Origin of the sequence: Rhizobium anhuiense bv. trifolii, from assembly GCF_024346605.1 — a bacterium.
GTDB lineage: Bacteria > Pseudomonadota > Alphaproteobacteria > Rhizobiales > Rhizobiaceae > Rhizobium > Rhizobium anhuiense.
Map to the genome: position 1 here is coordinate 1,103,118 of NZ_CP098801.1, position 17,365 is coordinate 1,120,482.

Below are 17,365 nucleotides of genomic sequence, written 5' to 3' on the forward strand. Positions count from 1 at the left end.
GTCAAGCGTTGTTGCTGTCGCGAAAGCCGGCTCGGTTCGACCGTCCGCTCCGCTCGGCAATGAACCATACGGTTACATAGTTGTACGACAAGTTCGGAGTCAATATGTTTCTGCAGGCTCGCGCGCGGCAGCAAGCGGACCGGGAAAATAGGGAATAAAATCAACAATAAACGGGAAAACTGTCATCTCCCAAGCGACGGATCGCAGGTGCTCGTTTCTCAGCCCCGCTAGAATTTCTGTCGGCCAAAACGAAAAAGCCTGCCGCGGGAGGAGGTGCGGCAGGCTTTCGAAAAGAACCGAACGACAGCTGGGAGGATGAGTGCTGTCGTTCCACAGACGACCCTGGGAGGAGGATGGGGCGCCTGTATATCGAAGGGATGCGGGAGGAGGTGCATCGCTTCGATAGAAATAATCATACTTATTTCTTGCCCAGTTGATAGGCATTTCTTTGCAAGGCAGCTATGCGTTATGCGAAAAGCGGGCGGCTCGACTGCCCGTGATCCATCCACCGGAAACACAAAAGCAAAGCGCCCGCTCGGGAGGAAGCAGGCGCTGGGCACAGTCTCGAAAATGCGTAGTCTTAGTTGCCGTTAGCGGGCGATGGCTGCGCGGGCGACATTGCGGATTTCGCTGCGGCCGATGCCGAGGTCGTCCAGTTCGCGTGCGGACATGCGACCCAGTTCAGCGACCGTCTGACGGTACTTGCGCCAGTTGTTAAAAGAGCGTGCTACGTTCATGATGATCCCCTTTCCGTGGGCTTTCGAAGCCTAGCTGCCAGTCCTTGGCGCTTCGTTCGCTTCGATGAGTTCTATATAGTACGAGACCTTCGATTGTTGCAGCGCCAATGCATCACTGCACCTATGCGGTGCCTGCATGGGTCGCTATCTATGGGCGATTTCGCGGTCACGATCGGAACCGCTTCGCGATCAGGACTTGAAGCGATCGAAGGCCGTCAGCCGCACGAGCGGTGGTTCTGCTTCTTTCCACCGGTAAATCTCCGCGCGCAGATAGGAAAGCTCGTCGCCGAGGCCGTCTTCGTCGACCTCGATCCACCACGACTTCAGCCGGCCATCGCTTCCATCAGACCAGCGATAGCCCCTCGCCTTCAGGTGGTCCTTCATCTCGAACGGGCTGTGTTCGGCAAAGATACGGATGCGCGAACGCTGGCTGGCGCGATAAAGCTCGGTGAACGGGCTTTCACTCTCGCCCTGCTCTCGATCGAGAATTTCAAGCAGCGCGTGGCAATCGTCCACCGCGCGATGGCCGTCATGGAAATATCCGGCCTGGCCGACGAGATAGCCGAGCTTCGTGCCCTCGAAACCCCGGGCGCTCCAGTCGATCTCCGACACCGAGCATGCCCAGGCCTTGCCGGCGAAAATTGTCGAGAAGGCCTCGCAGAACGGCCGGTCGAAACCGGCATTGTGGGCAATGATCAGATCCGCCGGCTCGATCAGGGACCGCAACGCCTGGATATCGATGACCTGTTCTTCGACCATCGCATCGGTGATGCCCGTCAGCCGGGTGATCTCGGGCGGGATCGGCCGGGACGGTTGTTGCAGGCCGCCATAAATGCCGACGATGTCGCCGATCGCGCCGTCATCGTTGAAGGTGAAGGCGACGGCGCCGATTTCGATGATCTCGTCGTTGCGGTGGCTGAGACCTGTCGTCTCGGTGTCGAGAACGACGCCGAGCCGCGAAAATCCCGGCCGTCTGACGGGCGCAATCGGCCGGGCGGCCAGTTTTCTCAGGATGCGATAATTGCCGCTCTCTTCCAGCGTCCGCGCCATCTCTTCTTGGGAAGAGCCGGCCGGCTGCGACGGCGGCCGGCGCGATGGACCGCGCGCCTTGGCGATCGCGGGCGATGCTTTGGCAAACATGTCGAGTTGCGAATCTCTATGCACGCTCATCGAATCTATATGTCACGGAGAGGCGATTGAATCCATCACTCGCGCCAGCCGCTGTGGAGTATCCCCACCTGCGGCCCTCTCCAGCGGGAAGCTCAACCGGCAGACCGCGCCGGGATTGCGGTTGTCGATCGTCACCTCGCCGCCATGCAAACGGATGATGTCGCGAACCAGATTGAGGCCGAGGCCGGCGCCGCGTCCGTCATGATGGCGCTTGAAGAAGGGCTCGAATATCCGATCCCGGACATCGGCGGGAATGCCTGGTCCCTCATCGCTGACCTCGATCCAGTTGCAGCCTGACGTCAGCGAGATGATGCCTTTCCTGCCGCCGTGGTTGATCGCGTTCTGCAGGATGTTCATCAGGGCGCGCTGCAGCGCCAGACGATCGCCGTCGATCTCTCCGGCGCCGTCGACCTCGAACTGCACCGTATAACCGGCGGCAAAGGCCAGCGGCGCCATCTCGATGATGACCTTGCGCGCCAGTTGCCCCAAATCGACCTTGCTGAACTGGACCTTGCCCTGCTTCAGCCGCTGAAGATCGAGCATCTGCTCGGTGAGGACGGCGAGCCTTGCGGCATCTTCCAGAAGGTCGGTCTTGATCGAACTGTGCGGCAGGGATCCAATTCTCGTATTCAGAATGGCGATTGGCGTGCGCAGTTCATGAGCGGCGTCGGTCAGGAACCGCTCCTGCCGCTCATACCCCTCGTCGAGACGGCCGAGCGCGCGGTTGACGGCACGCACCAGCGGCGCGATCTCGTCGGGAATATCGTCTGCCGAGAGCCGGCCGCCGCGCTGGTCGATATCGATCGTATCGGCCTGGAGCGCGGCCTGGTCGATCCCGACCAGCGACCTTCGCACGACGAGCGGCGTCGCGATCAGCGCTCCCAACGCCATCACCGCAACGATGGGAATCACCATTTTCGCAAGGATCAGCGAAACGCCGAACAGGAAAGGGGCGAGCGGGTTTGGGCCATCGGTGCCGGTCAGGAACTGCACCTGTCCCCCATCCATCGCAATCCACTTCATCCTTGCCGCCGGACGGTCGTGGTCGCCGAGATTCTCGCCGAAGCGCGCCTGGCCGACATGATCGAGCGTATTGCCGATGCTGGCATATTCTTTCGGAATCCGGCCCTCGGTCAAAACATGCCCCTGCATGTCGCGAATGGTGTACCAGAGATCGGGCGCATCTTTCCGCAACTGCCTGATATCCTCGGTCTCCCTCAGGCCCAACGCTCCGGTGGGCTGGCGGAAGACGGCCTGACGCAGAATCTCGATCGTACCTTCCGTCGACCGGTAATCCCATATCTTGGCCACCGAGATCAGCACGATCATCACCAGGATGAGCACGACCGACTGGACGGCAAGAAGCCGCCAGAACAGCCGCTTGTGCAGCGAATAGGAGCAATGTTTGCTCATGATGCCTCACGCAGGAGATAACCCACGCCCCGGATAACGTTGATGACCACGCCCGCCTCCGACGCTGCCAGCTTGCGCCGCAGCCGCGATATGTGGGAATCGAGCGCGTTCGACTGGATCTCGTCGTCGAAGCCGAAAACCGCTTCCATCAACGCCGGTCGCGGCACCATGCGGCCGGCCCGGCGCACGAGGCATTCGAGCACCAGCGCTTCCCGGCGCGGCATTTCCAGACGCCGGCCGGAGACGATGATCTCGCAATAGGTCGGATCGAATGAAAGCCGGCCGATCGAGATCAGCGCGGGGCGCAAGGTTTCGGAGCGGCGCATGACGGCACGCAGCCGCGCCAGAAGTTCGTCGAAGACGAAGGGCTTGGCGAGGTAATCGTCGGCGCCGGTCTCCAGGCCGGTGATCCTGTCTGGAACCTCTCCCTTGGCGGTGATGACGATGACCGGTAGCGTCAATCCCCTTTTGCGGATCTTCGGAATAAGCTCAAGACCGTCGCCGTCTGGCAGCTGCCGATCCAGGAGGACGGCGTCATAGGCGCCGTCGCCGATCACCAGTTCGGCGTCGCCCAAGCTCGAAACGTGGTCCATCACCATGTCGTGCCTGGTGAGCGCCCCTCGGAGTGCTGCGGCCATTTGAGGTTCATCCTCGATCAGTAATATGCGCATCTCACATTCCTGTCGCAGGGCCTATGGGGGCTTGTCGGGGCCGTCGATCCATAGGTGGAAACCATATCACCCTCAAGCAAGTCTGCGGTGCCCGTGGCGTATCGAATGCAAGAGCGCCGCTTCGTCGCAAAGGATCGTATCCGTCATCATGCGCGGCGCTGCTCGATCAGGGCCATTGGCTGGTAGCGGCGGCTGATGCGATAGACCGCGGCCGGCGGAATATTGCGCAACGTCCAGCCGATCTTTTTTGAGACAAGGCCGAGGGCGTCGAGGATTTCGGCAGGCACCGGGCATTTCGGCCCGTAGGTGAATTGATAGAAGGCGCCGTGCGGCCTGAGGTTGGCAAAGCAGTCCTCGAGCAGAGCCTGCACGTCGTCCGGCCGCATGGCAAGAAGCGGAAGCCCGCTGACGACGCCGCCGAAGAAACTTCCGGAAAGCGACGTCTTCCACATCTGCCGCACGTCCACCTGCAGCACCCTGGCATCGGGAAAGCGGTCCTGCAACAGCGTGGCGAAATCACGCTCGTATTCCACCAGCGTCAGATCCCGCTCGGCAATGCCGCGTTGCAAAAGGGCCGCGGTGAAAACGCCGGTGCCCGGACCGAGTTCGAGAACCGGCCCGGTGAGCGCAGAAATTTCCTTGGTCATCAGGCCCGCAAGGCGGGGGCCTGATGGTGTGATCGAAGCGATGCGCAGCGGCGCGCGAAGCCAAGCGAGAAGAAAGCGTCGTCGATCGAAACGGGGCATTGGACCTTCACAGCGGCTGATTGATCCCGCCCATGAACCGGCTCAACATTGCAACAGTCTGTCATGGCGCAGTCACGGTGACGCAGACGCAGATTTTATACCTGAGACTCGACCTTCGGCTGCGCTGCCCTGAGACCCCTCCTGTCGATCCAGCTTTTGATTTCGGCGGCAATCGCCTCGGGCTGGTCCTCGGGGGCAATGTGGCGCGAAGGCCCGCACCCCCTGGTCTCCAGGCCTGCGATGTTGTCGCGGCACCACGAAATCATCTCGCTGCCGATCAACAGCGTTTCGGCAGGCCCTTCGAAGGTCAGCAGCAGCTTGGGAGTCTGAGGACTGGCGGAAAGCCAGCGGTCATAGTTCTCGATCCTGGCGACCACATCGGCCGGCTCGCCGTTGATGGGCATAGCGCGCGGCCATTCCAGCAGCGGGCGCCGGCTGTTACGGTCCGGATAGGGAGCGCGGTAGACATCCCAGTCGGCATCGCTAAGCCCTTTCAGCGTGGTTGCACGCAAGGCCTGCTCAATGAAGATATTTTCATCGAGGACCTTGGCCTCGCCTGTTCCGGCGCCCCGCAACAGTTCATAACGCGCCTTTCCGCCGCCTGGCAGATCCTCCCAGCTCATCGGCCGCAGGATTGTTTCCATGAAGGCGATGCCGCGCACACGTTCGGCGTGGCGCGAAGCCCAGTCGAATGCCAGCGCACCGCCCCAGTCGTGGCCGACGAGCACGACGTCGTCGAGGTCAAGCGCCTCGAACCAGGCGTCGAGATAGGCGATGTGATCGCCATAGCGATAGTCGATATCGGGTTTGCCGGAGCGTCCCATGCCGATCAGATCGGGCGCCAGGCAACGGCCTGGCCCGACGCCTGGCATGATGTTCCGCCAGAGATGCGATGAAGTGGGATTGCCGTGGAGGAAGACAATCGGGTCGCCCTCCCCCAGTTCCTCGTAGGAGATGAACGAGGTGAGAATATCGATGGTCGGCATATGGAGCTCCGCGCTTTCGTGCTATATAGGCAGGCAACTGTCCATTTATCGCATAGACAGGTAACTGTCTATATTGCCGCGGGGGTTTCATGGCGTCTTCGTCCCTTGGCCTGTTGTTGCGTCTGGTCCATCAGCATTGGACACAGGCTGTCGAAGCGGCACTCGATGAGGCCGGCTACGGAGATATCCGCCCGCCGCACGCCAACGTCTTCACCTTCGCGCGACCCGAGGGCATTCAGGTCAGCGAGCTGACCAAGCTCGCCCGTGTTCGCAAGCAGACGATGACCCAGGCCGTGGAAGAACTCGAGCGCTTGGGTTATGTCGAGCGCCGGCCCGATCCGAACGATCGGCGCGGCCGGCTGGTGTTTCTGACGGAAAAAGGCCAAGGAGTCAGGCCGATAGCGATGGCGGCGGGCCGGCGCGTCGATGAAAGCTGGGCCGCCTTGACCAGCCAGCAGCAAATGGACGATCTGCGGACAGCGCTCCGGCGGCTGCTGGCACAGTTGCAATAGCGAAGCGGCACTGCCTTGCCCCTTTCCACTTAACCGTCGCACGACCGAAGGAAAATAGATGCCTGGTGACGATAGCAAGGGTGCCGACGCGGATGTCGTCATCATCGGCGGTGGAGCTGCCGGTATTGCCGCCGCCCGCCGCCTGCAGGCGCTCCGCCCGGATCTGTCCATCCTCCTGCTTGAAGCCGGCGATCGTCTCGGCGGGCGCGCCTGGACGCTTGGACTGCCTGACGCCGGTATTGCGCTCGATCTCGGCTGCGGCTGGCTGCATGGCGCGCGGACCAATGCCTGGACTGCGATCGCCGGCGAGGTCGGACTGACGGTCGACCGCACGCCGGCGCCCTGGAACGACGGCGGACGCCAGCTTCAGCGTGATGGCGCGGAGGCGCGTGCCGCAAGGCAGGCGATCGGCGCCTATTTCGAGCGTCTCGAGAGCCATGAGGGGAATGACGCCGCCATGGCCGAGTTGCTCGAGCCCGGCAATCCCTGGAACGGCCAGATCCGGGCGATCGGCACTTATATCACCGGCGCCGAACTGGAGCGGTCGTCAATTGTCGATTACAACAGATATGATCCCGGCGCCGGTCCCGACTGGCGGGTGCGCGAGGGTTATGGAACGCTGGTCTCGCGTTACGGCAAGCCGGTTCCGGCAAGGCTCGGCACCGAGGTGACGCGCATCGACCACCGTCATGCCGGCCGTATCGGCATCGAGACGAACCAGGGTGTGCTCCGTGCCCGCGCCGTGCTGGTGACCGTGTCGACGAATGTGCTTGCCGCCGGCAGGATCGCCTTCGACCCGCCTCTGCCTGACAAGATCGAGGCGGCAGCCCGTTTGCCGCTCGGCCTCGCCGACAAGCTCTTCCTGAGGCTCGCAAATCCGGAGGCGCTGCCGGCGGATACGCATATGCTCGGTTCCACCAGTCGTGGCGCGACCGGCACCTATCAGCTCCGGCCGTTCGGCGCGCCTGTCGTCGAGGCCTATTTCGCCGGCGACCTCGCGCATGATCTGGAAGGGCAAGGCAGCGAGGCCGCCTTTTCCTTCGCGTGCAACGAATTGGCAGCGCATTTCGGCGCTGACATTCGCAAGCAATTGTCGGTCGCCGCACTGTCGGCCTGGGCCGCTGTGCCCCATATCGGCGGCTCCTATTCCTATGCCGAACCCGGCGCGTCCAATTTGCGCGGCCGTCTCGCCGCGCCGCATGACGGGCGGATCTTCTTTGCCGGCGAAGCCTGTTCGACGTCGCGCTATTCAACGGCGCACGGCGCCTACGAGACCGGGGTTGCTGCGGCCGATCTGATCGCCGGCTCGTTTTCGCAAAATCCGTAACCGTCGCCGGCTGCGACGGCAGGCGGGAAAATTTTTTTCTCACTTGTCGCGAGGGCGGGATTGGCTATGCTCCCCCTCGCCCCTGCGCTGCGAGCTCAGGGCGCGGTACGTCATCCGGCGGCAAGCGGCCGCCTCAAGCTCAATATTGTCATTGATTGCAGGAGCCCCGGCTTCTACCCCGACCGTTTGCGCGTCGGCTGCGGGTATCCGCATGAGGAGGAAGAAATGGACTATCGCAAGCTCGGTCCCAGCGGGACCGTCGTCACCGCCTATTGCCTCGGCACCATGACGTTCGGCGCGGAGGCTGACGAGGCCGCCTCGCATAAACTGCTCGACGATTATTTCGCCTGGGGCGGCAATTTCATCGATACCGCCGATGTCTACAGCGCCGGCAAGTCGGAAGAGATCATCGGAGGCTGGCTGAAAGCGCGCCCGACCGAGGCCCGCCAGGCGATCGTCGCCACCAAGGGGCGTTTCCCGATGGGCAACGGACCCAACGATATCGGCCTGTCGCGCCGGCATCTCGGCCAGGCGCTCGACGATTCTCTGCGCCGCCTCGGCCTTGAGCAGATCGATCTCTATCAGATGCATGCCTGGGATGCGCTGACGCCGATCGAAGAGACGCTGCGCTTTCTCGACGATGCGGTTTCCTCCGGCAAGATCGCCTATTACGGCTTCTCCAATTATGTCGGCTGGCACATCGCCAAGGCCTCGGAAATCGCCAAGGCACGCGGTTATACCCGCCCGGTGACGCTGCAGCCGCAATATAACCTGCTGGTGCGCGACATCGAACTTGAGATTGTCGCGGCCTGCCAGGATGCCGGCATGGGCCTGCTGCCGTGGTCGCCGCTCGGCGGCGGCTGGCTGACCGGCAAGTACAAGCGCGACGAGATGCCGACGGGTGCTACCCGCCTCGGTGAAAACCCCAATCGCGGCGGCGAATCCTATGCGCCGCGCAATGCGCTGGAGCGAACCTGGGCGATCATCGCTGTTGTCGAAGAGATCGCCAAGGGGCATGGCGTCAGCATGGCGCAGGTGGCGCTCGCCTGGACGGCGGCACAGCCGGCGATCACCTCGGTCATCCTTGGCGCCCGCACGCCCGAACAGCTCGCCGACAATCTCGGCGCCATGAAGCTCAAGCTCTCCGATGATGACATGGCAAGATTGAACGAGGTGAGTGCTCCTCAGCCGTTCGACTACCCCTATGGCAAGGGCGGCATCAACCAGCGCCACCGCAAGATCGAGGGCGGCCGCTGAGCCTCCGTCCATAACCGGATGAGTCGTCTCGCCCGGTCTGCAACACCAACGAAGAAAGCCGCCATGTTTCCATGGCGGCTTTTCGGCCTTGCTGCTTGGGAGGCGATTTTAGGCCGGAAGCTGGAAGATCACGTTGGCGATCAGGACGATCGCCAAGCCGCCGGCGAGCGCCAGGTAAGGCAGGATGCCGGCCTTCTTGACGCCGAGATCCTGGCCGACCAGACCGAGATCCTCCATCGCGCCGGCCGGGAACTTGCCGCCGTCGCGCACATAGTGGCGATAGGCGAAGACCGGCAGGATCAGGGCGGCGAAGATGAAGCCGACCCAGAGCGCATTGGAGTAACCCCAGACCTTGGCGCCGGCGCCGAGGAAGAGGGCGTTGACGAAGGCGAGCACGGTGTTGAGGCCGATCAGCCACGTCGGCGCCTTCCAGGGGCGTTCGATATGGCCGGAATCCACCCGGTGGATCCAGCCGGAGTTGAGGTTCAGGAAGTTGAAGATGATGTAGCCGACATTCGAGACGGCGAGCACGAAGAAATAGCCGCCGACATCCGAGGCGATCGCCAGCAGGAAGAGGTTGAAGGCGAAATCGGTCCACATCGCCCGCGTCGGCGCGCCGTTTTCGTTGACGTGGTCGAGGTATTTCGGCAGCCAGCCGTCCTTCGAGCCCTGGTAGAGGGTGCGCGAAGAGCCGGCCATCGCCGTCATGATGGCGAGGAAGAGCGCCATGATCATCAACACGACGAGCAGTTGGGTGACGACCCGGCCGGCGCCGATCAGGCCGCCGAGCGCTTCGGCAACGCCGGTGCCGTCGACGATGCCGGGGGCGAGCATGCCTGCATGGCCGAGAACGCCCTGGAAGGCGAAGGGGACGAGGAAGAAGAACAGGCAGCAGGCAAGGCCGGAATAGAAGATCGCCTTGAAGGTGTCGGTCTTCGGGTTCTTCAGTTCGCGGGTGTAGCAGACCGCCGTCTCGAAGCCGTAGGTCGACCAGGCGGCGATATAGAGGCCGCCGAGGAAGAGCGTCCAGCCGCCGTTGCTCCAGGTGCCGTCGGCGGCGGCATAGGCTGCCGTCGGCGGCACGAGGCCGGTGACGTTGGTGGCAAGGATCTGGCCGCTGACGATCGGGTAAAGACCGATGATCAGCAGCGGCACCAGCACGATGATGGCCAGCCACTTCTGTACGCTGGCCGTTTCCGAGATGCCGCGATGCTGGATCGCGAAGATGATCAGCATCAGGATGCCGCCGATGAAGAAGGTGGCATTGATATTGGCGGTGGCAAGGAAGGGGATGTTGAAGGTGACGAGCGACCAGTTGCGGATCGCCGGCGTGAGCGCCGCGACACCGTCGGTGCTGAGCAATGCCTTGACGGCGTCATCGGGGGTGGTGCCGGCATGGGCGGCGATATATTCGGCGACGCGGGGGCTATCGGCCGTGATGGAAGCGGCATGGGCGGCTATCCAGTCGAGGACCATTTGCGAATCCGCCGCCGGAATCGGGTAGAAGGCATTGAGGATGTAGCCGGCGGCGATGGCGCAGCCGAGCGACAGCACCGGCGACCAGGCAAACCAGTTGCACCAGACCGACAGCGGCGCGATGAATTTCGAATAACGCAGCCAGGCGGTGGCGCCATAGACCGAGGCGCCGCCGGATTTGTTGCCGAACATGCCGGCGATTTCGGCATAGGTGAAGGATTGCAGGAAACCCATCACCATCGAGATGATCCAGACGACGAAGGCGAGCTTGCCCGTCGTGCCCGCGATACCGCCGATGGAGAAAAGAACGAGCGGCGGCACGCCCGCAGCCACCCAGAATGCGCCCTTCCAATCGAGCGCGCGTACAAGCTTACCCTCGGTGCCGGATGCAATTCCGGCCTCCACAACATCTGTCATCGGTGAAATTCCCCATTCGATTTGTTCCGGACGTATCTTTGTACGTCTCCCTGAACGTGTCTCCCTGACAGTCTCAAGCCGGCCCGGATGATTTTGGCGATCCGTGTTCCCGACGGATTCCCCGAGTCTCAACTCTTTATACATAGTGAAGATATTTTCTTTTTAGTCAACATGACTTTACTTTCCCGAGGCATTTTGTAACCTGTATGGGTGTGCCCCAGGGTACGCCGATCCCCCATGAGGGCAGCATGCGAGAACTTCATCCTGCTATGAACGGCCTGCGCCCGGCGACTGCGAGCCTCGTGCATTATCCCGGCATTCCCACCCTGCCGGAGGGAACCGAGCGCTACCGGGCAAAGGGCGGCGGATCGGTCGTCATGCGCGTCGCGCCGGGCGACCGCGTCAGCGTCATCGACAGCGAGGGCGGGCAGGTCTGCGAGATCTCTTTCCTCGACGAAAAGGGACGGTTCCGGGCAGCCGGTCTTGGTGCGGCATTCAGCAATTCAGCCGAGGGTTTGAAGGCCATTCTTCAGGCAGAGCATGAGAGCGCCGCCCGCACGCGCGTAGCGCTTCAGCGCCGCGGCGCCGATCTGGCTTCGGCCGGGGCGCTTCGCATTTTCGGGGCAGGATCGACCCCGGGCAGCCAGGCGGATTTCACGATTGCCATGAAGGGCCTGCTGATCGTCGCGGCACCCGCCGCGGCCATGTCGCCGGAGGCGCAGGATACGGCGACGCCGATCGAGATCAGGATCAAGCGCAGCCTGTTGATCCGCGATTACGCCTCGGCCCTGCCGGAACCGGTCGCCGATCCGGTCGAGGATATCCGCATCCGGGCGGCGACCGCCGCTGCCTATTTCGTACGTGCCGGCGAATTCATCCAGATCATCGACGTCTATGGACGCCAGTGCACCGATTTCCAGGCGTTTGCCGCCCGCAAGGTCGACAAAGGCCTCGATCTCGCGCTTGATTCCACCGTCACCCGCACGCTGCTCGGCCGCAGCTATCCCATGCCTGGCCTGCCCTCCAAGGCCTTCGACCGCGACTTCGAGCCGCTGGTCGAGATCGTCCAGGATACGGTCGGCCGTCACGACGCTTTCGCGACCGCCTGCAATGCGCGTTATTACGACGACATGGGCTATCCCGGCCACGTCAACTGCACGGATAATTTCAACGCGGCGCTGGCGCCCTACGGCATTGCCGGCCGCAAGGGCTGGGAAGCGCTGAATTATTTCTACAACACCAATATCGACCACAACAACCAGCTCTATCTCGACGAGCCATGGTCACGTCCCGGCGATTACGTGCTGATGCGGGCGCTGACCGATCTCGTCTGCGTCTCCTCGTCCTGTCCCGACGATATCGACGCGGCGAACGGCTGGGATCCGACGGATACCCACGTCCGCACCTTTTCCGGAAAAGAGAAATTCTCACGAGCGGTAGCCTATCGCATGACCCCAGATGCCGACGCCGAACTGACGCGCGAAACCGCCTTTCATCCTCGCCTCTCCGCCTTGACGCGGGACTACGCCGAATATCGCGGCTACTGGCTGCCGAACCGCTTTTCCAGCGAAGGGCCGGTCGAGGAATATTGGGCCTGCCGCGAGCGCGCCGCCGTCATCGATCTCTCGCCCTTGCGGAAGTTCGAGGTGACGGGGCCGGATGCCGAGGAACTGCTGCAATATTGCCTGACGCGCGACGTGCGCAAACTGTCGACCGGCCAGGTCGTCTATTCCGCCATGTGCTACGAAAACGGCGGCATGATCGATGACGGCACGCTGTTTAGGCTCGGCGACAAGAATTTCCGCTGGATCGGCGGCGATGATTTCAGCGGCATATGGCTGCGTCAACAGGCCGAGAAGAAGGGCTTCAAGGCCTGGGTCCGCTCCTCGACCGACCAGATGCACAATATCGCCCTCCAGGGGCCGAAGAGCCGCGATATCCTGAAGCAGATCATCTGGACGGCGCCGCGCCAGCCTGAAATCGGCGAGCTCGAATGGTTCCGCTTCACCGTCGGTCGCATCGGCGGCTTCGAGGGCGCCCCTGTCGTCGTCTCGCGCACGGGCTATACCGGCGAGCTAGGCTATGAGATCTTCTGTCATCCGAAGGATGCGCTGACGGTGTTCGACGCCGTCTGGGAGGCAGGCCAGCCGCATGGGTTGAAGCCGATGGGGCTGGAGGCGCTCGACATGGTCCGCATCGAGGCGGGCCTGATTTTCGCCCATCACGAATTCACCGACCAGACGGACCCGTTCGAGGCCGGCATCGGTTTCACCGTGCCGCTGAAATCCAAGCAGGATGATTTTATCGGCCGTGAGGCGCTGATCCGGCGCAAGGAGCATCCGCGCCACCTGCTCGTCGGCCTCGACATCAAGGCCAACGAGGCCGTCGGCCATGGTGATTGCGTCCATATCGGCCGGGCCCAGGTCGGCGTCGTCACCAGTGCCACCCGCTCGCCTGTTCTCGGCAAGACCATCGCGCTCGCCCGCATCGACGTGATGCATGCAAGCCCCGGCACCGAGGTCGAAATCGGCAAGCTCGACGGCCACCAGAAGCGCCTGCCGGCGACGATCGTGCCGCTTTCGCATTACGACCCGCAGAAGACGCGGCCGCGCTCGTAACCCCTGTTTTTTGAGGGCGGAGGCGGCGATCGGCCTTTTTGGTATGCAAAGCGGCTGATGTGCAACCTAATGGAGATTTCGCTATTCCAAAAAACTAAAAGTTGACAAACTCGGCTTGGATGACTATATTCCGGTTGTCGATATTGCTTGTTTGACTTTTGTTATCGCACGCTAGCAACGTGCCCTGGACGAACTTCCCTCTTCAAAATCGAGATCATCATCCGCCGTGCTTGCGCACGTGCGGTCTGTCAATTGCTATGAAAGGGTTTGTTATGACCACTGGCACAGTTAAATGGTTCAATTCCACCAAGGGCTTCGGCTTCATTCAGCCTGATGACGGCGGCGCTGACGCCTTCGTTCACATCTCTGCCGTCGAGCGCGCCGGAATGCGCGAAATCGTCGAGGGCCAGAAGATCGGCTACGAGCTTGAGCGCGATAACAAGTCGGGCAAAATGTCCGCTTGCAATCTCCAGGCTGCCTGAGCTGAAATCTGCTTTCCTTTGACCGCGGATGTACCGGCACTGCCGAAAGCATGATACTATCAAGGTCAGGCAATTTGCCTGGCCTTTTTGTTGCGTTCGCTGAGCGGCGCATGAATCCAGGACGGATATGACAGAGTCACATAGCAAATCACGCAAGCAGGCGGAGATTGCCTTTGGAAACGCGCAATCGCAATTCCTGGCGCGAAGCCGTGCGGTTGAGGAAGTCGATCAGACGGTGCGGGCCCGCGAAGAAAAGACCTTGCGGTTACGCGAAGCCCGCGAGGCCAAGGAGTTGCAGGATCGCTTGACAGCGGTTACCGCTCTTGCCGCAAAGAAAAAGAAAATCTGACCTTCGGGCCAGACATCCAACAGTCAGGAAACAGATTTGAAAAACGCCAGAAACAACGAGCTTGCCGATCGCCGCAGCGCCGCTGCCGAAGCCAAGGCCGCTCTCCTCAATGCGTATCGTACCGCCAAGGATACGGCTGAACCCACCCGGCTCGCCAAGCAGGCGGAGCGCCAGGCCATTGCCGCGGCCAGGGAAGAACGGCGTGCTGCGCGCGAACGGGTCAAGCTCGAGGAACTGGAGCGGGCTCAGGCCGCAGAAGCCGAGCGTCAGGCTGCCGCCGAGGCCGCCGCACGCGCCGAGGCCGACGCGCGCGAAGCGGCTGACAAAGACCGGATCGCCCGCGTGATTGCCGATGAAGCGGCCCGAAAGGCCGAACGCGACCTGCGCTACGCCAATCGCAAAGCCAGAAAGTCCTGACTGTCGGCGCCGCCTGTCGACACGACAGGCAGCGCTATCTTTCAAGCCGCCTGCACGGCTGCATTCAGCGGGATTTCGACGTCGATTTCCAGCGTCGAGACGTACTCGTTGCGATCGATCGTCACCTGCACCTTGTCATGGTCGAGCTGCACGTGTTTTGCGATCACCGCCAGGATTTCCTCACGCAGCAGCGAGACCAGGTCCGACCCCGCCGAGGAACGTTCATGGGCGAGAAGGACCTGCAGCCGTTCGCGGGCGGCCGGTGCTGTTCTCTGCTTGTTGAAAAGACGGAAAATATTCATGCTGCCCTCCGTCCGAAGATCTTGCCGAAAATATTCCTCTTTTCCTCTGGGATCGCGATCGGCACCGTCTCGCCGGCGAGCCGGCGAGCGGCATCGAAATAGGCCATAGCAGCCGCGCTGCGGCTGTCTGCCAGCGTGACCGGCGCGCCGATGTTGGAGGCACGCAGGACATCCATGCTTTCGGGTATGATGCCGAGCAGCGGGATGGAAAGGATTTCCAGGACGTCGTCGACCTTGAGCATGTCGCCGCGTTCGGCGCGGTTGGCGTCGTAGCGGGTGAGCAGCAGGTGCTTTTCCATCCGCTCGCCGCGTTCGGCCTTGGCGGTCTTGGCATCCAGCAGGCCGATGATGCGATCGGAATCGCGCACCGACGAGACTTCCGGATTGGTGACGACCACGGCAACATCGGCGTGGCGCATGGCAAGCGTCGCGCCGCGTTCGATCCCTGCGGGGCTGTCGCAGATGATCCAGTCGAAATAGCGCTTCAGGTCGTTGATGACGCGCTCGACGCCCTCGGCCGTCAGATTGTCCTTGTCGCGCGTCTGCGAGGCCGGCAGCAGGAACAGCGTTTCCAAACGCTTGTCGCGGATCAGCGCCTGGGTAAGCTTGGCGTCGCCCTGGATCACGTTGATCAGGTCGTAGACGACCCGGCGTTCGGCGCCCATCACGAGGTCGAGATTGCGCAAGCCCACGTCGAAATCGACGACGACGACTTTTTCATTGCGTTGCGCCAGCGCCGCTCCCAATGCGGCGGTCGAGGTGGTCTTGCCAACCCCGCCCTTGCCTGACGTGACGACGATCACTTTCCCCATCATTGTCTCTCCTTTGCCGTGGCCCCAGTAATTCAAAGTGTTACAGCGTCCTTTGCGGCTCTCGAAGAGACGCGCACCGCTGCCGTCAGATCAGTTTCTCTGCCATGATCGCGTCCTCTTCGAGCCAGAGCTGAACAGCCTGTCCGCGAAGATTGGGGGCCATGTCTTCCGCCATTTTGTAGATGCCGTCGATTGCAACCAGCTCGGCCTCGAGCTTGCGACAAAAGATCCGCGCCGATGCGTTTCCGATGGACCCCGCCATGGCTCGGCCACGCAGGGCGCCATAGATATGCACGGACCCTCCGGCGATGACCTCGGCACCCGAGGCGACCGATCCGATGACGGTGACGTCACCTTCCGGGAATATCACCGATTGTCCGGAGCGCACCGGCTCCCGAATGACGATCGATTGCATGGCCGGGCGCGTCTCCGCCGCTGCCGGTTTGACCGGCGTATCGACGCTCTCTTTGGCCGGAACCTCGATATCGGAAACCGACCGGCCGCCTTTGAGCGCCGGCGGCATCCCGGAGCCGAGGATCGAAGGCCGCGCGCCTTCGATGCCCATGATGCTGACATTGCGCTTGGCAAGTTCGGCAATCAGGTCCTTCAGCTGCGGCCGGTCGATCTGCAGGTCCGTCAGATCGAGCACGACAGGCCGGCCGAGGAAAAACCCGGCCGAACGCGCGGCCAGATCGTCCAGCCTGATCAACCAATCATCGATGGGAAGATCCGGGGACAGCATGACCGCGAGGAAAGAGCGGCCCTTGATGCGGATAGAGCGAGCGTCTGTTAGCACTTTGGTCATCTATGTGAAGAAATCGTTGACCATGTCTAGCGCTGCTATGGTTAACAAAAAGTTAACGCGACCTTAACATTACCCATAATGACGTGAGGTTTTTCGAGGGCGAGATTGCGGCAAGCCATTGGAAACGCTTTATGTTCTCCAGCTGCACCGCACGGTTAATAATGCGGCTTTCGACGTCAGCCGCAAATCTGCCGCTGCGCCGGGTGACGCTCAGCCTTCCGCCTTGCGTTGTGCATTGGAAATGGCGCGTGCGGCCTCTTCCGAGGAGTTGGCGAGCGTGCGCATCTCGGCGGCCAGCACGGCAAAGCCCGATCCGGCCGTGCCGGCGCGGGCGGCCTCGATGCCGGCATTGACGGCAAGCAGCTTCAGGTAACGCAGCGATTGCAGGATTTCATTGGTCTTCGAGGCGGTGACGCGCATGTCGGCGGTCTGCTCATCGATTCGCTGATAGAGTGATTCGATGTTGATGATGCTGCCTTCGAGATAAAGAAGCTCGCCCCTCTCGTCCCAGATGCCGCCGCCGGTCTCGGTGACCCAGATGAGATGACCCATGGCGTGACGGATGCGGTATTCCATCGTCCAGTCCGTGCGCTTCTCCAGCGCCCGACCGACGATCTCGTCCATCAGAGGCACGTCTTCCTCGTACATGATCGAGGTGAAGGTCCGCGTGCGATTGCCGATGATCTCGTCGGTGGGATAACCGAAGATGCGCTCGATGCCGTCGGTCATTTCAAGCATGGTGTAGTTTTCGTCGGCGCGGCAGCGGTAGAGAAAACCGTTCATGCGCCCGAGAATGCTCGTTTGAAAATCCATGAAGGCCACATCCGAAGAGAAGAGTTGCAGATGGATTTATGTCGTCTCATTTAAT

At 62.0% G+C, this 17,365-nt stretch carries 18 protein-coding genes; 7 read left to right on the top strand and 11 right to left on the bottom strand.

All coding sequences use genetic code 11. From position 1 onward, the window contains the following. Positions 1–590: 590 nt before the first annotated feature. The 6 genes from NE851_RS05285 to NE851_RS05310 all read right to left on the bottom strand — a co-directional run bounded on the left by NE851_RS05285 (position 591) and on the right by NE851_RS05310 (position 5,723). Positions 591–737 carry a DUF1127 domain-containing protein gene (locus NE851_RS05285; RefSeq protein WP_003548073.1) on the bottom strand — a complete coding sequence of 49 codons (147 nt, stop codon included), beginning with the start codon at positions 735–737 and terminating at the stop codon, positions 591–593. 189 nt (positions 738–926) lie between these two features. After that, positions 927–1,907: a 3'-5' exonuclease gene (locus NE851_RS05290; RefSeq protein ID WP_097622826.1), complete on the bottom strand. Its 981-nt coding sequence runs from the start codon at positions 1,905–1,907 to the stop codon at positions 927–929. Between the two features lie 12 nt (positions 1,908–1,919). After that, positions 1,920–3,320, bottom strand: coding sequence for a sensor histidine kinase (locus NE851_RS05295; protein WP_097622827.1), 1,401 nt, complete (start codon positions 3,318–3,320; stop codon positions 1,920–1,922). Then, a complete protein-coding gene (locus NE851_RS05300; RefSeq protein WP_097622828.1) occupies positions 3,317–3,991 on the bottom strand; it encodes a response regulator transcription factor in 675 nt (224 codons plus the stop codon). Before NE851_RS05300 ends, NE851_RS05295 begins: the two co-directional genes overlap by 4 nt. 146 nt (positions 3,992–4,137) lie before the next feature. After that, positions 4,138–4,737: a class I SAM-dependent methyltransferase gene (locus NE851_RS05305; RefSeq protein ID WP_063476223.1), complete on the bottom strand. Its 600-nt coding sequence runs from the start codon at positions 4,735–4,737 to the stop codon at positions 4,138–4,140. Between the two features lie 95 nt (positions 4,738–4,832). Then, on the bottom strand, positions 4,833–5,723 hold the full coding sequence (locus NE851_RS05310; RefSeq protein ID WP_097622829.1) for a haloalkane dehalogenase: 891 nt from the start codon (positions 5,721–5,723) through the stop codon (positions 4,833–4,835). Between the two features lie 89 nt (positions 5,724–5,812). Between NE851_RS05310 and NE851_RS05315 the strand changes: the two genes are divergently transcribed. From NE851_RS05315 to NE851_RS05325, 3 genes are all read left to right on the top strand, one after another. Then, on the top strand, positions 5,813–6,235 hold the full coding sequence (locus NE851_RS05315) for a MarR family winged helix-turn-helix transcriptional regulator (RefSeq protein WP_097622830.1): 423 nt from the start codon (positions 5,813–5,815) through the stop codon (positions 6,233–6,235). A 58-nt stretch (positions 6,236–6,293) separates the two neighbouring features. Next, positions 6,294–7,562, top strand: a complete 1,269-nt coding sequence (locus NE851_RS05320) for a flavin monoamine oxidase family protein (RefSeq protein WP_097622831.1) — start codon at positions 6,294–6,296, stop codon at positions 7,560–7,562. 225 nt (positions 7,563–7,787) lie between these two features. Further along, complete coding sequence (locus tag NE851_RS05325) at positions 7,788–8,819, top strand: aldo/keto reductase (RefSeq protein WP_097622832.1); 1,032 nt, start codon at positions 7,788–7,790, stop codon at positions 8,817–8,819. A gap of 108 nt (positions 8,820–8,927) precedes the next feature. Here NE851_RS05325 and NE851_RS05330 read toward each other — a convergent pair whose 3' ends face one another. Further along, entirely contained in the window at positions 8,928–10,712 is a 1,785-nt protein-coding gene (locus NE851_RS05330; protein ID WP_047613331.1) for a trimethylamine N-oxide permease, read from the bottom strand. A 248-nt stretch (positions 10,713–10,960) separates the two neighbouring features. Here NE851_RS05330 and NE851_RS05335 point away from each other — a divergent pair, with 248 nt between their 5' ends. The 4 genes from NE851_RS05335 to NE851_RS05350 all read left to right on the top strand — a co-directional run bounded on the left by NE851_RS05335 (position 10,961) and on the right by NE851_RS05350 (position 14,578). Then, complete coding sequence (locus NE851_RS05335; RefSeq protein WP_097622833.1) at positions 10,961–13,330, top strand: trimethylamine N-oxide demethylase; 2,370 nt, start codon at positions 10,961–10,963, stop codon at positions 13,328–13,330. Positions 13,331–13,602: 272 nt separating this feature from the next. Continuing rightward, complete coding sequence (locus NE851_RS05340) at positions 13,603–13,812, top strand: cold-shock protein (protein ID WP_003548109.1); 210 nt, start codon at positions 13,603–13,605, stop codon at positions 13,810–13,812. 127 nt (positions 13,813–13,939) lie between these two features. Next, the gene (locus NE851_RS05345; RefSeq protein WP_047613334.1) at positions 13,940–14,161 is read left to right on the top strand and encodes a hypothetical protein; all 222 of its coding nucleotides are present in this window, start codon (positions 13,940–13,942) and stop codon (positions 14,159–14,161) included. Between the two features lie 36 nt (positions 14,162–14,197). Further along, entirely contained in the window at positions 14,198–14,578 is a 381-nt protein-coding gene (locus NE851_RS05350) for a DUF6481 family protein (RefSeq protein WP_047613336.1), read from the top strand. 41 nt (positions 14,579–14,619) lie between these two features. Here the strand turns inward: NE851_RS05350 and minE are convergent, their stop codons facing one another. The 4 genes from minE to NE851_RS35210 all read right to left on the bottom strand — a co-directional run bounded on the left by minE (position 14,620) and on the right by NE851_RS35210 (position 17,310). Further along, entirely contained in the window at positions 14,620–14,880 is a 261-nt protein-coding gene (minE, locus tag NE851_RS05355) for a cell division topological specificity factor MinE (RefSeq protein WP_003574994.1), read from the bottom strand. Further along, the gene (gene minD / locus NE851_RS05360) at positions 14,877–15,692 is read right to left on the bottom strand and encodes a septum site-determining protein MinD (RefSeq protein ID WP_018448670.1); all 816 of its coding nucleotides are present in this window, start codon (positions 15,690–15,692) and stop codon (positions 14,877–14,879) included. Before minD ends, minE begins: the two co-directional genes overlap by 4 nt. A gap of 85 nt (positions 15,693–15,777) precedes the next feature. Further along, positions 15,778–16,497: a septum site-determining protein MinC gene (gene minC, locus NE851_RS05365; RefSeq protein WP_047613339.1), complete on the bottom strand. Its 720-nt coding sequence runs from the start codon at positions 16,495–16,497 to the stop codon at positions 15,778–15,780. Between the two features lie 210 nt (positions 16,498–16,707). Next, on the bottom strand, positions 16,708–17,310 hold the full coding sequence (locus NE851_RS35210) for a methyl-accepting chemotaxis protein (RefSeq protein WP_047613341.1): 603 nt from the start codon (positions 17,308–17,310) through the stop codon (positions 16,708–16,710). Positions 17,311–17,365 lie beyond the last annotated feature (55 nt).

What these genes read in the sequence shown, in the direction of transcription:
- NE851_RS05285 (WP_003548073.1), bottom strand. Translation starts at nt 737, where the DNA reads ATGAACGTAGCACGCTCTTTTAACAACTGGCGCAAGTACCGTCAGACG.
- NE851_RS05290 (WP_097622826.1), bottom strand. Translation starts at nt 1,907, where the DNA reads ATGAGCGTGCATAGAGATTCGCAACTCGACATGTTTGCCAAAGCATCG.
- NE851_RS05295 (WP_097622827.1), bottom strand. Translation starts at nt 3,320, where the DNA reads ATGAGCAAACATTGCTCCTATTCGCTGCACAAGCGGCTGTTCTGGCGG.
- NE851_RS05300 (WP_097622828.1), bottom strand. Translation starts at nt 3,991, where the DNA reads ATGCGCATATTACTGATCGAGGATGAACCTCAAATGGCCGCAGCACTC.
- NE851_RS05305 (WP_063476223.1), bottom strand. Translation starts at nt 4,737, where the DNA reads ATGCCCCGTTTCGATCGACGACGCTTTCTTCTCGCTTGGCTTCGCGCG.
- NE851_RS05310 (WP_097622829.1), bottom strand. Translation starts at nt 5,723, where the DNA reads ATGCCGACCATCGATATTCTCACCTCGTTCATCTCCTACGAGGAACTG.
- NE851_RS05315 (WP_097622830.1), top strand. Translation starts at nt 5,813, where the DNA reads ATGGCGTCTTCGTCCCTTGGCCTGTTGTTGCGTCTGGTCCATCAGCAT.
- NE851_RS05320 (WP_097622831.1), top strand. Translation starts at nt 6,294, where the DNA reads ATGCCTGGTGACGATAGCAAGGGTGCCGACGCGGATGTCGTCATCATC.
- NE851_RS05325 (WP_097622832.1), top strand. Translation starts at nt 7,788, where the DNA reads ATGGACTATCGCAAGCTCGGTCCCAGCGGGACCGTCGTCACCGCCTAT.
- NE851_RS05330 (WP_047613331.1), bottom strand. Translation starts at nt 10,712, where the DNA reads ATGACAGATGTTGTGGAGGCCGGAATTGCATCCGGCACCGAGGGTAAG.
- NE851_RS05335 (WP_097622833.1), top strand. Translation starts at nt 10,961, where the DNA reads ATGCGAGAACTTCATCCTGCTATGAACGGCCTGCGCCCGGCGACTGCG.
- NE851_RS05340 (WP_003548109.1), top strand. Translation starts at nt 13,603, where the DNA reads ATGACCACTGGCACAGTTAAATGGTTCAATTCCACCAAGGGCTTCGGC.
- NE851_RS05345 (WP_047613334.1), top strand. Translation starts at nt 13,940, where the DNA reads ATGACAGAGTCACATAGCAAATCACGCAAGCAGGCGGAGATTGCCTTT.
- minE (WP_003574994.1), bottom strand. Translation starts at nt 14,880, where the DNA reads ATGAATATTTTCCGTCTTTTCAACAAGCAGAGAACAGCACCGGCCGCC.
- minD (WP_018448670.1), bottom strand. Translation starts at nt 15,692, where the DNA reads ATGGGGAAAGTGATCGTCGTCACGTCAGGCAAGGGCGGGGTTGGCAAG.
- minC (WP_047613339.1), bottom strand. Translation starts at nt 16,497, where the DNA reads ATGACCAAAGTGCTAACAGACGCTCGCTCTATCCGCATCAAGGGCCGC.
- NE851_RS35210 (WP_047613341.1), bottom strand. Translation starts at nt 17,310, where the DNA reads ATGGATTTTCAAACGAGCATTCTCGGGCGCATGAACGGTTTTCTCTAC.